12 protein-coding genes are annotated in these 14,562 nt (G+C 50.1%); 5 read left to right on the top strand and 7 right to left on the bottom strand.

The features are described from left to right. Positions 1-69: 69 nt before the first annotated feature. The 4 genes from A3849_RS13495 to A3849_RS13480 form a co-directional block, all read right to left on the bottom strand. The gene (locus A3849_RS13495) at positions 70-639 is read right to left on the bottom strand and encodes a YdeI/OmpD-associated family protein (protein ID WP_074111890.1); all 570 of its coding nucleotides are present in this window, start codon (positions 637-639) and stop codon (positions 70-72) included. Positions 640-668: 29 nt separating this feature from the next. After that, the gene (locus tag A3849_RS13490) at positions 669-1,214 is read right to left on the bottom strand and encodes a DinB family protein (protein ID WP_074111889.1); all 546 of its coding nucleotides are present in this window, start codon (positions 1,212-1,214) and stop codon (positions 669-671) included. An 83-nt stretch (positions 1,215-1,297) separates the two neighbouring features. Beyond that, a complete protein-coding gene (locus A3849_RS13485; protein ID WP_074111888.1) occupies positions 1,298-2,215 on the bottom strand; it encodes a helix-turn-helix transcriptional regulator in 918 nt (305 codons plus the stop codon). A 69-nt stretch (positions 2,216-2,284) separates the two neighbouring features. Continuing rightward, positions 2,285-3,199, bottom strand: coding sequence for an AraC family transcriptional regulator (locus A3849_RS13480; RefSeq protein ID WP_074111887.1), 915 nt, complete (start codon positions 3,197-3,199; stop codon positions 2,285-2,287). A gap of 163 nt (positions 3,200-3,362) precedes the next feature. On the opposite strand from A3849_RS13480, the gene A3849_RS13475 reads away from it, so the two are divergent. From A3849_RS13475 to A3849_RS13460, 4 genes are all read left to right on the top strand, one after another. Then, positions 3,363-4,760, top strand: coding sequence for an MATE family efflux transporter (locus A3849_RS13475; RefSeq protein ID WP_256700766.1), 1,398 nt, complete (start codon positions 3,363-3,365; stop codon positions 4,758-4,760). 451 nt (positions 4,761-5,211) lie between these two features. Then, positions 5,212-6,078: an ABC transporter permease gene (locus tag A3849_RS13470; protein WP_256700768.1), complete on the top strand. Its 867-nt coding sequence runs from the start codon at positions 5,212-5,214 to the stop codon at positions 6,076-6,078. 36 nt (positions 6,079-6,114) lie between these two features. Then, a complete protein-coding gene (locus A3849_RS13465) occupies positions 6,115-7,008 on the top strand; it encodes a carbohydrate ABC transporter permease (protein WP_074111886.1) in 894 nt (297 codons plus the stop codon). Positions 7,009-7,235: 227 nt separating this feature from the next. Beyond that, positions 7,236-8,843 carry an extracellular solute-binding protein gene (locus A3849_RS13460; protein WP_074111885.1) on the top strand — a complete coding sequence of 536 codons (1,608 nt, stop codon included), beginning with the start codon at positions 7,236-7,238 and terminating at the stop codon, positions 8,841-8,843. Positions 8,844-9,150: 307 nt separating this feature from the next. Here the strand turns inward: A3849_RS13460 and A3849_RS13455 are convergent, their stop codons facing one another. From A3849_RS13455 to A3849_RS13445, 3 genes are all read right to left on the bottom strand, one after another. Then, the gene (locus A3849_RS13455; protein WP_074111884.1) at positions 9,151-10,671 is read right to left on the bottom strand and encodes a DUF4179 domain-containing protein; all 1,521 of its coding nucleotides are present in this window, start codon (positions 10,669-10,671) and stop codon (positions 9,151-9,153) included. A 20-nt stretch (positions 10,672-10,691) separates the two neighbouring features. Beyond that, positions 10,692-11,201, bottom strand: a complete 510-nt coding sequence (locus A3849_RS13450) for a sigma-70 family RNA polymerase sigma factor (RefSeq protein ID WP_074111883.1) — start codon at positions 11,199-11,201, stop codon at positions 10,692-10,694. Between the two features lie 197 nt (positions 11,202-11,398). Beyond that, entirely contained in the window at positions 11,399-13,630 is a 2,232-nt protein-coding gene (locus tag A3849_RS13445) for a helix-turn-helix domain-containing protein (protein ID WP_074111882.1), read from the bottom strand. 299 nt (positions 13,631-13,929) lie between these two features. On the opposite strand from A3849_RS13445, the gene A3849_RS32420 reads away from it, so the two are divergent. Next, positions 13,930-14,562, top strand: a 633-nt coding sequence (locus A3849_RS32420) for a response regulator (protein WP_143191808.1), incomplete at its 3' end; no start/stop codon positions are given.

The raw sequence follows: 14,562 nt of genomic DNA, 5'->3' as shown, positions 1-14,562 counted from the left end.
TTACCCGGTACAACCAGATAATAGCCTGTTGTTGTATAGAGTCAGATGACCGCTATTGGATCTGGCCTCTTAATAATCCAGAAGGCGTCCATTATCATGCCAGTAACCGTACATTTTATTTTCTCTAGTGTTTGATATCAATTTGTCTAATCTGCTCTTGAATACATCCGGCTGATTTTTATGGCTTTGTATCGTGTCGATCCGAACTCTTTGGTAAAGAGCCGGAAATGCCAAGAAATGCTCATATACTTGTCTTTCCTCTTGTAACCTTTGTTCTATGACCCTATCTATTGTGAAAGATTTGTAATCCATATCAGGAAGCACCTTTCTTCCTTCGTCTGTCATGAACCCCAACTTTTCGAGGCGGCGGACACGTTCTTTGTTCAATTCAGTCCATCCGCTTCGTTTGCTTCTGGGAGACAGTCTCTGCGCCAGCTCTGATTCAGATATTTTCTTTTTGACCCCGTCAATCCAGCCAAAACACAAGGATTCTTCGACCGCATCCAAATAGAGCAGCGCATCCGGGTGTGGTGTCATACCTACTACGACCCAGCAGGATTTCTCAGTCTTGGAATTTTCCTTCAGCCAAATCCTCAGCTCCTCTCTCGATACGGCTGTGAGTAAATTTTCAATTTCCATAAAAAGTTAAACTCCTTTCTGGCAGAGTGTCAGTCTGAGGATTCCAGGCGTCTCTCCGCCAGGACGGAATCATCATGGGGTTCCTGATACCAAAAAAGGGCATAGTCGTTCATCGTGGATGCGTGCCCCAGTTGACGCAGCATTGTAGAAATATTGCCTCTGTGATAGGTTCCGTGATTAACCAGATGCAGCACGATTTCGGACAGGCGAGTCTGGCGGATTCTTGCGAACGGATTGTCAAGCAGAATGGTTTGCTCCAAATCCGTTTGGTTTCGGAACCATTCTCTGTATTGTTCTGATAGCTGGGTAAATAGCTGGGAGTATTCATCTACAGAATGCAGGAGTTTCTTATTAAGCGGTAGGGTTGCCTGCAGCGCCTCTGGCATACCCGTACCAGTAACAACCAGATACCACATTGTATCTACCGCATAAATGTGACTGAGAGCATGAGCAAGGGTGGGGAACGAGCTGTTCACTTCCTGACTCAGCACAGAGGATGGGAGTTCCTTGATCCTCCCCAGGATCGTCTGGTTGGCCCAGGTGTGGTAATTCAACATTTGTAGCAGATGATTCATTCGCGATCGTCTCCTTTGGGCTTATCATGAATTTGATTTGGTTTCTGTTGTAATCATAAAAAAAGAAGTTTGACAACAGAGTGTCATACTTCTTCATAATGTTTGAGTGTATTTTGCAGCTGCTCTTTTATAATGGCTCGTAGTAGAGGGGGTTCTAGGACTTCGGCACCGCTGCCAAAACTCAGCAGAAGGGTCCAAAGCCATCGTGCGCTCAATGGTTTGTAAACTGGAATTCGCATCGTCATACTCCCATCGGCATGGAATTGCTTATGGACCAGATGAAACTGATCCATCGCTTCCGCCAACGCCTCCGGTCCTATCCGGACCACTACTTCCTCCAGCTCATCTTGCTTATCCTTGTTAGAACAAGCAGCCACCTCCGGCACGCCGTGATGCGGTTCAAATGACTCCTGTGTCAGGCGCAAATTCATCAACCGGGACAGCCGGAACTCCCTGTAATCCCCCCGGGTTCGGCAAAATCCATAAACGTACCAATTGCGGAATTTAAAATGAAGCCGCAGCGGCTCCATATCGCGGGTAGTACGCTCATTCTCCGCATTGATATATTCAAAGCGGACGATATTACGCTTCGCAATGGCCGTACGTAAATGAGGAAGCACATCGGGCTCCATCCGGAGAGTTTCAAGGTCCACTGCCAGGCTTGTGGTCAAGTGCTCCGGTCCGATCGTCTGAAGCCGTTCGATGGTCCCCTGCGCACGCTCATCTTCAAATACGGAGGAAAGGCTTTTGAGCACGGTAATCAGGGAATTGACATCATAAGAACCCAGCAGGCTTTTATCCATTTTGTACCCGTTCATCATGCCATATCCGCCTTTAGTCCCCTGATAAGATACGACCGGAAAGCCGGCAGCACAGATCACATCGATATCCCGGTAGATGGTTCTTTGGGAGACCTGGAACTCATCGGCCAGCATGGAGGCAGACAAAACCTCGTGATTCAGCAGCTTATAGATTATAGAGATCAACCGCTCCAATTTCATAAATATCCCCGCCTGTTAGTCCGTTTCGTATTCCTTACTTGCCCGTTATTATATCACAGGATACAGCAGTCAAGAGAAGCGCTGACGGTATTGGCGCGGGGATATGCCCTCCAGCTTCATGAAGCTGGAGCTGAAATAAGGAGCCTGGTTGAAGCCGACCTCTTCGGCAATCCGCGCAATGGGGAAGCTGGTCTGCATCAGCAGCAGCTTGCTCTGTTCAATGCGGTAGCGGAGCAGATACTCTATGGGGGAGCAACCGTACTCCCTGTTCATGCAGCGGGCAATGTAGACCGGATGGAAGTTAAGACTCTCCCCGAGCCTTGCAGTCGTGATTTCCTCGCGGTAGTGGGCCCGCAGGAAGGAGGCGGCCTGTTCAGCACAGGCGGTGGACTGGGAACCGGAACGGCCCTGCTCTATGGAAGCCGCGAGCTGCTGGAGGATTTCCTGAAAGAGGATTTGCTGCCTGAAGCGGACAGAGGTCAGATGGGCATTGCTTTTGAGCATCTCCAGCTGGAGCAGCAGCTCCTCTATTCTGGCAGGCTGGAGCAAGGTGATGAGCTGGGAGAGGCGCAGGCTGAACGGACCGATCCCGAAGTAGGCTGCGGGGAGCGGCTCAGCAGATACACTGGCTTCAACAGCTGGCTTCATCCTGGCTTCATCGGCTTCACTCCAAACAGAGGAGGATGCACTGTCCACACTCCAGCTGCCGGATGTTTGGAAATGCAGCCAATAATAGGCTGTATCTTCACGGCAGCCCTCACTTCCATAGTGATGGCAATCCGGCCGCAGGATTAGCGCTTCGCCTGCGTTCACTGTAAAGCTTCGGTCTTCCTCGCCGATATAGAGACAGCCCTGGCGGACGATCAGCAGATCGAACACCTGAATGTGCTGGCGGTTTGGATGAAGATAGCCAGTCTGGAATTGATTCAGCCCGCTGATAATGTAATGAGGCAAAGGCGGGACGGAAAATTGTAAGATATCCATGGCGTTTTCCTCTCTATTGAAGGTTTGGATATTGAAAGTTTAGGTTTCGTATGTGGTACATTTTTCAGAGTATATCACCTATAATTTAGTTCTGACAAGATGAATTGTATCGAAGTGGGCGCAGGATTCGAGTAAGGGCGTCCACCGGAGGAGGGTTGATTTCGTGAAAGCTATAACCGGAAAATCCGGTCTGTGGATGCTGGCCTGGCCGATCTTCATCGAAATATTTCTGCAGACGCTGCTGGGAACGGTGGACACGATTATGGTCAGCCGGATTTCGGATGACGCGGTTGCGGTTGTAGGAATTTCCAATCAGCTGTTCGGTGCGTTGACCACGCTCTTCACCACCTTGGCCGGAGGGGCGGGAATTCTGATTGCCCAGCGTCTAGGGTCGGGGCGGTCAGGGGAAGCGCGTACGATTGCTATTATGGGAGTAACGTCCAGCAGTATCCTGGGCTTCGGAGTTAGCCTGCTGATGTTCCTGTACTCGGACCCCACGGCCCGGCTGCTGCATATCTCCGAAGAGCTGCTGCCGCTGGCGCATATCTATCTCACCTATGTCGGGGGCGGATTGTTCATGGTCGGGATGACCGTTGCGCTGGGTTCAGCGATCCGCAATACCGGAAATACCCGTGGTCCGATGTATACGGGAGTGGCGGTGAATATCATTCATATTGCCCTGAACTATCTGCTGATCTTTGGAGTGTCCGGGCTGCCGGAGCTGGGCCTCGCCGGAATCGCGGTGTCCAATATGATCAGCCGGCTGCTGGGTGTCTTCATTCTGCTGTATCTGTTCAGCCGGTCGTTCGAACGTACGGTCCGGCTGCGGGATTTCCGGATCTTCAACCGGAGGCTGTTCGGGGAGATCGTCCGTATCAGCTGGCCGCTGGGCCTCAATTCTTCATCATGGGTACTGTCACAGCTGGTGATCTATTCGTTTATGGCAATACTCGGGGCAAAAGAACTGGCAGCCCGCACCTATCTGAATACGCTGGAATCCTTCTGCTTCACGTTGGGTTATGCCGTCGCGATGGCTGGACAGATTCAGCTTGCTCATCTCTTCGGAGCCCGGCAGATGCAAGAGGTCTATAAAGGGGCTTACCGCACGCTCTATATCGGGTTGGTTATTGTCGGTGCCAACGTGCTGCTGCTGTTTGTGTTCGGGAGAACGCTGCTGGGATTTTTTACAGACGATGAGGTGATTATCTCGATAGGGGTCTCGCTGCTGGCCCTGAATCTGCTGCTGCAGCCCTGCAAAATGCTGAACATGGCCATGGGTAATGCGCTCAATGCGATTGGAGATACCCGCTATACTATGTATGTCTCCATCTGCTCTATGTCGCTCATCGGCGTGGGCTGCTCTTACTTCCTCGGGATCAGTGCCGGCTGGGGTCTGACAGGCATTTACTGCTGTATGATTGCCGATGAGGCGACAAGAGGGCTGCTGGTGCTGCGGCGCTGGCGGAAGCGGAAGGTGCTGAGTGAGGCAGAACGGCGAATGGATGAGGAAATACCGGGGCTGGCGGCGAAACGGGGCAGGGCTCTTTTCGTGGAATCTTAGATTAGTGATGCATATGGTCTTCTATATAATGCTCCGGGGCTGTCCTGATACAGGAGAGTTTACGGGGCTTTTTGCCGTTCAACCTTTGTTTACTCCACAGAAGTCAGAAATGTTCACTAGTCGATAGTCCACAATATACAGGAATACCCTTAAGCTGCACTATTCACCCTGGAAGGTGTCTTCTATACTCAAAACATACATTGGACGGTGCCGCTGAACACAGCTTCAGGCGTCCAAGCGGGGGAGCAGGCATATGCTGCCGCAAATTATTTTATAGGGGTATAGGAGGGTGAAGGCTTTGAGATACCGCAAACGCAAGAGTGGAATACCACTCGCCATTGAGCTTCCTATTAAGGGGGCGGGGCTGCCGTCCGAGACGGGGGCCTGGACACAGAAGAAGAAAAAGAAAGGTTTCCTGCATGAGCTGGTCCATAACCGGATTCTTTTTCTGATGCTGCTGCCTACACTGCTGTTCTTTCTGGTCAATTCGTATTTCCCGATGGTCGGCGTGTATTACGCGTTTACCCAGTTTGATTTCAATTCCGGTTTGTTCGATGCACCCTTTGTGGGTCTCAAAAACTTTGAATTTCTCTGGAAGTCGGGCACGCTGGTGAAGCTTACTCTGAACACGATTGGCTACAACCTGGCGTTTATCCTGCTGGGGAACGTGCTCGCGATTGTCTGTGCGATTCTGCTCAGCGAACTGCGTATCAGATGGTTCAAAAAACTGACCCAATCCATCATGTTCCTGCCGTATTTCGTCTCCTTCGTTATTCTGAGTGTTATCGTATACAACGTGTTCAATTATGATAACGGTTTCTTAAATACGCTGCTGGCCCAGTTCGGGGCGGGACCTGTCGATGTCTACAATAAACCGTCGGCCTGGATTTTCCTGATCATTCTATTTTATCTCTGGAAGAATCTTGGCTACAGCATGGTCATTTACCTCGCTTCCATTACTGGAATCAGTGAAGAGTATTATGAAGCGGCCAAAATCGACGGTGCCCATATCTTCCAGCGGATCTGGTATATCACCGTGCCGATGCTGAAATCGACCTTTATAGTGCTGCTGCTGTTCTCGCTGGGAAGCATTATGAAAGGGCAGTTTGACCTCTTTTACCAGCTGATCGGCAACAACGGGGTCCTCTACAATACCACAGACATTCTGGATACGTATGTGTTCCGTTCACTGAAGGTTACCTTTGATGTCGGAATGGCAACGGCGGCGGGGCTGTACCAATCGCTGTTCGGTTTCATTCTGATCATGACAGTGAACTACATTATCCGCAAAATAAACGATGATTACGCTTTGTTCTAGGATGTGCTGAACACGATACGGAAGGAGAAATAGAGCATGCATATCAAAGACGATCATTATACAAGGCTGCTGCAGGGTCTTGCCTACACGGTTATCATTCTGGGCTCTCTGGCCTGCCTGATTCCGTTCCTGCTGATTATTTCGGCATCCTTGACTGCCAATGATTCGATCATTAAGGATGGTTATCATCTGATTCCGGCGGTATTCTCGCTGGAGGGCTACAAAACGGTGTTTACCTTCCCGGACGAGGTGCTGCGTGCATATGGCGTTACACTGTTCACTACGGTGACGGGCACGATACTGGGACTGTTTTTTATGACTATGGCCGGATATGTACTGGCCCGCAAGGATTTCAAGTACCGTAATACCTTCTCATTCTACATTTACTTCACCACCCTGTTCGGTGGGGGGCTGGTACCCTGGTACATTATGATGACCAAATATCTGCATCTTACCGATTCGTATGGGGCGCTGATTTTTCCGGGGCTGATGACACCATTCCTGATTATTCTGATGAAGAACTTCATCCGTTCAGCCGTTCCTGAGGAGCTGTTCGAATCCGCCAAGATCGACGGAGCCGGTGATTTCAAAATCTATTGGAGGATTGTCCTCCAGCTGTCGATGCCCGGCATCGCTACGGTCGGCCTGTTTCTCGCCTTGGCCTACTGGAACGACTGGTTCTCGTCTTCGCTGTTCATCAATGATCCGCATAAATATCAGCTGCAGTTCCATCTGTACAATGTAATCAATTCGGCAGCCTTCATCGCCAACATGGGCGCGGGTACCGGTGTCAGCCTGGGCAGTGATTTGCCTACCGAGTCCACCAAGATGGCGATGGCCATCGTCGTTACCGGACCCATTCTGTTTCTGTACCCGTTCATCCAGCGCTATTTTGTAAAGGGCTTGACCATCGGGGCTGTAAAAGGTTAGAACCAAATGGCAGAAAGCACCATTACCGTGCCTCTGATATTCGGCTAACATAGAGTCATACAAGATAAGGGTAGCTCACCAAACGTAGCGTATGCTTCCAAAGTCAGTTTTGTACGAAGCCTGAACAAGGGAGCTGTGCTCACAAAACTTAGCGTATGCTTTCGAAGTCAGTTTTGTACGAAGCTGAACAAGGAAGCTGTGCTCACAAAACTTTTAGGAGGGTTCATATGAAAAAGAAAGCAGGCAGAAAAACTCTGGTAACGCTTACAACAACTGCGCTGGCCCTATCGCTTCTTGCAGGATGCGGTGGTAACAACAACAGTAACAGTAATGCTAACAAAAACAGCGCTGGAACAGAAGGCAAGACCAATACTGCCGCCACAACAGAGGGTAGCGCAGCCCCCGCAGCTGAAACTGGAATCGACACCTCAAAGAAGGTTGAGCTTCAGTTCTACATGCTTGGAGACGCTCCGAAGGATCTGCCGATCATTCAAGATGAAATCAATAAGATGGCTCAGGAAGATCTGAATGCTACCGTGAAGTTCAACTATACAAGCTGGACGGACTGGGATCAGAAATACAAGCTGCTGCTGTCCTCCGGCCAGGCCATTGACCTGATATTCACAGCGGACTGGACCCAATATCAATCCTATGCCAAACGCGGCGCGTTCCTGGCTATCGATGATCTCCTGCCCAAGGCTGCACCGGAGCTGCAGAAATTCGTCCCTGAATCGATGTGGGAGGATGTGAAGGTAGACGGTAAGATCTATACGGTTCCTGCGACCTTTAAAGAATATGTAACTAACGGTTTCGTATATCGCGAGGATCTGCGCAAGAAATATAATCTGCCGGCTCCAAAAGATCTGGCTACCTATGAGGCCTACATGGACGGAATCAAGGCCAATGAGCCGGATATGATGCCTATATCCCTCAACAGCGACATCGGCAATAATCTGCATTACATTTATACAGAGCTGAATAAAATGGTCGGTGCTCTGCCTTATGGTATGGGCGTGAAATATGAAACACCTACAACAGTCTACTCCTATTGGGGCTCTGATGAGCAAAAAGAAGAGCTGAAGACCATGAAGCGCTGGGCGGACAAAGGGTTTATTCCCAAGAACGTGCTGAACATCAAGGATACGATGCAAGACCCGATTACTTCGGGTAAAGCGGCCAGCATGTTCGGAGATAATCCTAACCGCTTTAACGATATGAAGATGAAGATCAGCACAACACATCCTGAGTGGGAGCTGGCCTATTCCCCATTCGGTAGAACCACAGGTTATGCTACGCCGGTACATCCGATACACAATGGCTTTGCCATTCCGAAGAGCAGCAAAAATCCTGAGAGAGCACTTGCTTTCTATCAGAAGCTGGTCCTGGACAAACGGTATAACCAGCTGACGCAATACGGTATCGAAGGCAAGAACTACACTGTAGAGGGCGGTTACTACAAGCTTGTAGGCACTAGCCAATCTAATGGCTTCTCCCGTGAGGGAATGAACGGCTGGGCTTGGAGAAATCCGGAATTCATGTTGTTCGACAAGGGATTTGACGGAGTAAAGGCGATCTTCGACGAGCTCGACAAGATTCAGAAACCAGATCTGTTCCTGGGCTTTGCGGAGGATTACAGTTCGTATCAGGCTGAAAAAGCGGCTCTGGAGCAAGTTGAGAAGCAGTACCTGTTCCCGCTGGAAGCCGGGCTGGTAGATGATGTGGATAAAGGGCTCGAAACCTTTATGCAGAAGGCCAAGCAGGCTGGTCTGGAAAAGATTCAGGCGGAATGGACGAAGCAGTGGAATGCTTATACTGCTGAAAAAGGGATCAAATAATAGAGAAGTGCCCCGGCAGCGGTTGCCGGGGCTTTTTTGCTGGAGGTTAGAGGAAATGGAGGAAAACATCATCGGTACTAGACGTAACTGCGGGGAATGTTTGGACTTCCGGCCGCTGTTGTCTCCAGATGTTTTGGAATGTACCGCTTATAGCGGATAACATCCGGAGACAAAGGCGGACGCTATCGCTCCTCCAGTTCCAAACTTCCCCTCCGTTACTCTAACCTTAATGGTTCCGCCAAGTTCATCTAACCAGAGCGGGAACCCCTTTGCCGCTTCCGGGACAAAGGGGGAGGAGAAGGCGGGGCTATTTCTTGGAGAACAGCTCGATACTCTGCTTCTCCAAAATTGGATTCCAGATGCGTTCAACCGGTATGGTAAGCGGCTGCGGGTAGTCTGCAGCTTGACTGTCAAAAAATAAACTCAGCTCATCTATTCCCGTACCATCTCTAGAGATCGTGCTGCCGCCGAAATTGTGTAGTGCAGTTTCTCGATTCGTTCTTTCATGCACCTGGCCGTTCGCATCCGTGAATTTGTCGGACAGTCTTGCGCCGGTGTACTCTGCCTGAACCGCCCCTTGCGAATCTGTATAATAAGACAGGTTGGCTACTTTGCGCCGCAGCAGAATCTCATCCTCTGTGGCATTATGCTCTTGCTTGGATGTGACCATTTCAAAATCGTCTGTCGGCGCTTCAATAACTTGCTGCTTGTTCAGATCGACCACAAATTTCATGCGGTCGGGCTCTAGAGCCGAGATACCGGCAACCGTCAGCGTGGTGGAGTCCGGGTGGTTAAGCCCGGTATACCTGAACACCAGCGTTACCTGCGAGTAGTCTTTGTACACCTCGGAATTATCGGCCGTGATTCTACCCGGATAAACCAGTTTGTCGGTTTGACTCCCGGTTGCTGCGATCAGAACGGGGTTAAGCAGGCTGAACATCTGTTTGGTGTTCGCCTTGTCATACTCCAGATCAACATAGGTATTCAGCGGAGTATATTGCACTTGGCGCACTTTGATCTTTTGACCGTCCACCGTCAGCGTACGATTCACAGACAGTGTACGCTCCTGGTCTTTAAACCTTGCCGGGTCAAGCTCGAACGATACCTCCAGGGCGGTCCGATACTTGTTGCTGCTGGAAGTGAGCGCCTGATCGGACGTTCCGGTGAGAATCAGAGTGAACTTCACATCCTTGGAATAGGCGATGGAGGCCGGATAGTTGGTGGAATAAATAAAATCCTTGCTTTGGCCGGGCGGAATCCGGGAGTCACTATCGTACGCCATTTCCAGGGCTGCGCCTCGATGCGGATATGGAACCTCGAAATTCCCGAATTGAATCTTTGTATCCGCAGGAGTAACTTCTTTATCCGTATCGTTTTGCACGCTGAACAGGATATACACTTTACGGCCATCCGTGACGGCGCCATCCACATTCATGCGGTAACCTTTGTTTGTTGCGCTTTGACGGACCGGCTGGATCAGATCCCGTTCCAGAATGTCAGCAACCAGCCGATTGTGTAAGGGCTGGTTGCGATAGGCCGCAAAATGATCCCAGCTTTTGGTGTTGGCCACCTGTACTGAACCGCCGGGGTCAGAATCGCCTGTATCTCCGGCTGGAAGGCCGATAGAGAAGAAAATCAGAAAAATGGCTGCGGCCGTGGCGAATACGGCCCCGGCTCCATAGGAATAGAGACGGCGTTGGCTGCGTTTTTTGCCTTGCGCTACTCCGCTGCGCATTGCATTATAAATTTTCATTTCCCGGATCGTCTCCGCGTTTTGATTGACCTCTCGGGCATCCTGTTTCAGGATATCTTCTTCTTTTTCCAACATCTCAGCCACCTCCCATATGCTCACAAATAATTCCGCAACTGCCCCAGTCCTTCACGCAGCCAGGTTTTGATCGTGCCTTCGGGCTTATTCAGTACCTTGGCAATTTCGGCGATCGTCATATCCTGGTAATACTTGAGCATTACGGCATGCCGGTATTTCGGCTTCATCCGGTTCATCGCCCGCTCCAGATCGAGACGATCGCTGCTCCTCATCTCCTGGGCTTCCTTCTCCTTCAGCTTCTCCGCCGGAATGACGCGTTTTTTACGCCGCAGCTCATCCATACAACAGTTGATGGTAATCCGGATCAGCCATGGTGTGAAGGCCTGTTCGTTATTGAGCTTTTTGTGCTTCATCCAGGCCCGGCACGAGGCTTCCTGCACCGCTTCCAGGGCATCTGCTTCAGAACGCAGATAGCTGTACGCGATCGCATACAGTTTACGGTGCTCGCCCGCAAGCCGTTGAAAGAACACCTCATCATTCATCAGCGTATCCTCGGCTGTTTTGGCCTTGTTCGTTATCTTCTCCACCATTCACCATCCCCTCTTCCTTGTTTGTGTCGGTCTATGGAAGAAGTCGCCCCGAAATATGTTTTCACAAGTAAGACGGAGTTGACCGGAAAAACGATTGATTAATTTACTAAATTAAAACATATACAAGAATAGGCCAACCAGTAGTTCTGGCTGACCTAATAATACAAAGACAACCCTAAAGGTGTCTTAAGAGGATATTATGCATGCTTGGAGCGGCGGTAATCGGTAGGTGTGGTGCCAAAGCTGCGCTTGAACATCCGGTGCAGGTAGGAGCTGCTGGTGAACCCGCAGCGTTCGGCGATGGTGGTCACAGGCAGATCGGTATTCTCCAGCAGGCTGCAGACTTCGCGCATCCGCACCTCCAGGATGACGTCCACGATGCTGGCCATTGTTTGCTGCTTGTATAGGCGGCTGATATAGATCGGCGACATATCCAGCTCGTCAGCAATCTGATTGAGGCTTAGGCTGGGTTCCATGTAGGTGTCATTTATTTTTTGATTGATCAGGCGGATCAGTTCGTGCTGCTTGGAGCTTTTTTTCTCCGCCAGCTGTTCATGCATTTCATTGAAAAGAGCGAAGAAGGCCTGCTCCAGCTCCGGGACCGTTTCGACCAAATCCAACGTAGGCATTTCGACAGCCCCCTCATTTTGCAAACGGTTACGTTTTTGGACGTTAATGATAATCTCCTTGATGGTCACGCTAAGTCTGGATACAGTCAGCTGTACCGACGAGAATGGATAGGCTGAGGTCTCGCGGATAATGCTGCTGAAATGCTCACGGGCTTCTTCCATTTTGCCGCTCATCAGCGCATCGACGAGTTTTTTTTCTTTTTCTGTTGGATAGTGATAAAGGTTGGCATGAAGGGCATGGATAGACTGGGCGCTGATCATGCAGCCATGCCCGTAGAACAGCCGATGGTTGGACGCTTCCCTAACCTGCTTATAGAGCTGGTGCAGCTGCAGGGGATTGCGGTCAATATGACTATAGGTAAGGGTAAGACTCACCTTCAGATAGTCAGAGCAGGCCTGCTGAATCTGGCGGAGCAGCGTCTCAATCAGTTCGGTGTCCGTGTATTCCTTGGGATCTACAATGTTCAAAAGCACCAGGATGCCGTCATCGTTCATGTCTACAGTCTCCACACGATAGGTCTGACCACAAATTTCTGAAGCGATATTCATAATGGCGAACTTGTAGGCCAGTAAATAAGATGAACGGGATTCCCGGAATTCCTGGTAATTGTCAATCCGCAGCAGAATCAAGCGGTAATCATCATTGAAGGTGAAATGGATACCGAGCTGGCGCAGCTTCTCGACCTGCTGGATGGATTGCAGGGGCTTGAGGCCGAGAATCAAATCGCGCAGCGTATTTTGCCGGATGGTGAACATGCTGTCGCGTTTTTCAGATTCCAGAATATTCATCTCCCGGACGATCCGGTCGATGGGCAGATACAGCCTGCGCGACATGAGCCAGGAGAAGGCAATACCTGCCACAAAAATCAGCGCAGCAATCAGCAGGGTGGCGTTGCGGATGCTGTTGGTCTGCTTGGTGATGATATCGTAAGGTGTGATGCGGACATACTGCCAGCCTAAAGCATCCTGCGAAGTATATGAGATCAGCGAGCTGACCCCGCCGAATTTCCCGATAAAAGAGCCGGAGGCCTGGCCCAGAATCCGGTGTTGAACCCAATTTGCTTCCAGCGGAGACAATTCTTTCGGCTCAAGACTGCCTACGGACAGAAATCTTCCTTGATCAGCGAGAATAAAGGTAGTGCTCCTGGAGTCCACGGGACTGGTGATTTCTTTGTTAATCCATGGCGCGGAAATGTTGACAATAACGGCAGAATTGATGGCCCGGTCCCAGCCAATGGCGTCGAAGCACAGGAAGGTATAGGCCCGGACCCGGTCATTCTCCGCGGCGCCGTTGGAATATACGCGTGGAATAGGGGTGAACGGCTTGTATTCCTGATAATGATTCAGAATATCCAGAATGCTTGTATCTACTAATTCCTGCTCGGTAAATACACCGTTCTGGCCGTGTGAAGAGGCGATGTACAGCTTTGCGCTTTTGGGATTGTAGACATAGATGGACTCGATATAAGGCATGGAGCTGAGGTAATTCCCCAGTTCGGACATGGCCGCCGTAACATCATAGATATCCGGTTTGTCGTAAAATACAATTTTGGAAACAGTGCTGTTGCGGTAGATCTGAAATGAAAGCGATTGCGCGGCATCGGTCATGTTGACCACCTCTTTGCTCGTTTGCGTGAGGTTGCCAAGGTCGGAGCGGAAAGCCTGCGTTTTTTCCACGCCAATATAATAGTTGTAATAGATGATGGTGGAGACAAGGAAGGTTAAGGACACACATAACGTCATACTGACCAATATTTTGCTGTACAGCGCTCTTTTGTTGCCGATCTTGTTCAGTCTCATAAGCATCCCCCTGATTCACTGTGTATGGGTGTGATGATCACGCCTTCTCTCTATTGTTCACAGTATCAGTATAAGCTTCACACCGTGAACAGAACAGTGGAGCAAGATGAGAATATTGCACAGGCTGTAGTTCAGGGGAGTGAACAAATCTAATATTTATGTACAAAAGCTACTTACCGCGCATTTTGATTTCTTGATAAAGTAAATGTACACAACATAATCCAATTGTGCTAGGCTAATTAATATTTATTTTGCTGGTATAACTTTACTCTTGTGGATATGAGAAGGGAGCAGGACGATTGCTGAAAGTAATGCTGGTGGATGATGAGCCATGGGTGCTCGAAGGATTAAGGACTATGGTGGACTGGAAGAGATATGGATTTGAAGTGCGCGGGGAGGCTCTGAACGGCCCGGATGCGTTCAGGATGATTCAAGAGCTTCGGCCGGATTTGGTGCTCACGGATATTAATATTCCTGTAATGAGTGGACTGGAGCTGATCACGAGGGTGAATGAAAGGATGGCTAAGGCGCCGCGGTTTGTAATTTTGAGCGGTTATGACGACTTCAATTATGCCAGGACAGCCCTGCGTGAGCGGGTCGATCAATATTTGCTGAAGCCGATCGACGATGAGGAGATAGGGATTCTCTTAGATAAGCTAGGCAGGATGATCCGAGATGAAATCGCTTCCGAACAAGGACGCTGGAAGGAACAGGCCTGTTTAACCAGCCATCTGCTCGGCCGTTTCATTCAGGGTGAGGACAGCGAAGAACTGCGCCAGCTCTCCAGGGATGTGCTGCAGCTTGATGAAGATGCTGAACTGGTGTGCATTCTGATTGCATCTGCTGCTCCTGTGGTCCATGCAGAGAGACAGAGGGATGGAGGATTTCCTTGGGAAATCAGTCATGCGTTTCTGGATGGGGCGGGCCGGGCG

The organism is Paenibacillus sp. P46E (assembly GCF_001909095.1).
In the GTDB taxonomy this organism is placed as follows: domain Bacteria; phylum Bacillota; class Bacilli; order Paenibacillales; family Paenibacillaceae; genus Paenibacillus_AQ; species Paenibacillus_AQ helianthi.
Note: the sequence above shows the minus strand (reverse complement) of the source record. Positions and strands in the feature narration are given on the sequence as shown.

Excerpts from the sequence above, each read along its gene's own strand:
- A3849_RS13495 (WP_074111890.1), bottom strand. The coding sequence starts at position 639 with ATGGAAATTGAAAATTTACTCACAGCCGTATCGAGAGAGGAGCTGAGG.
- A3849_RS13490 (WP_074111889.1), bottom strand. The coding sequence starts at position 1,214 with ATGAATCATCTGCTACAAATGTTGAATTACCACACCTGGGCCAACCAG.
- A3849_RS13485 (WP_074111888.1), bottom strand. The coding sequence starts at position 2,215 with ATGAAATTGGAGCGGTTGATCTCTATAATCTATAAGCTGCTGAATCAC.
- A3849_RS13480 (WP_074111887.1), bottom strand. The coding sequence starts at position 3,199 with ATGGATATCTTACAATTTTCCGTCCCGCCTTTGCCTCATTACATTATC.
- A3849_RS13470 (WP_256700768.1), top strand. The coding sequence starts at position 5,212 with ATGCTGCTGCCTACACTGCTGTTCTTTCTGGTCAATTCGTATTTCCCG.
- A3849_RS13465 (WP_074111886.1), top strand. The coding sequence starts at position 6,115 with ATGCATATCAAAGACGATCATTATACAAGGCTGCTGCAGGGTCTTGCC.
- A3849_RS13460 (WP_074111885.1), top strand. The coding sequence starts at position 7,236 with ATGAAAAAGAAAGCAGGCAGAAAAACTCTGGTAACGCTTACAACAACT.
- A3849_RS13455 (WP_074111884.1), bottom strand. The coding sequence starts at position 10,671 with ATGTTGGAAAAAGAAGAAGATATCCTGAAACAGGATGCCCGAGAGGTC.
- A3849_RS13450 (WP_074111883.1), bottom strand. The coding sequence starts at position 11,201 with ATGGTGGAGAAGATAACGAACAAGGCCAAAACAGCCGAGGATACGCTG.
- A3849_RS13445 (WP_074111882.1), bottom strand. The coding sequence starts at position 13,630 with ATGAGACTGAACAAGATCGGCAACAAAAGAGCGCTGTACAGCAAAATA.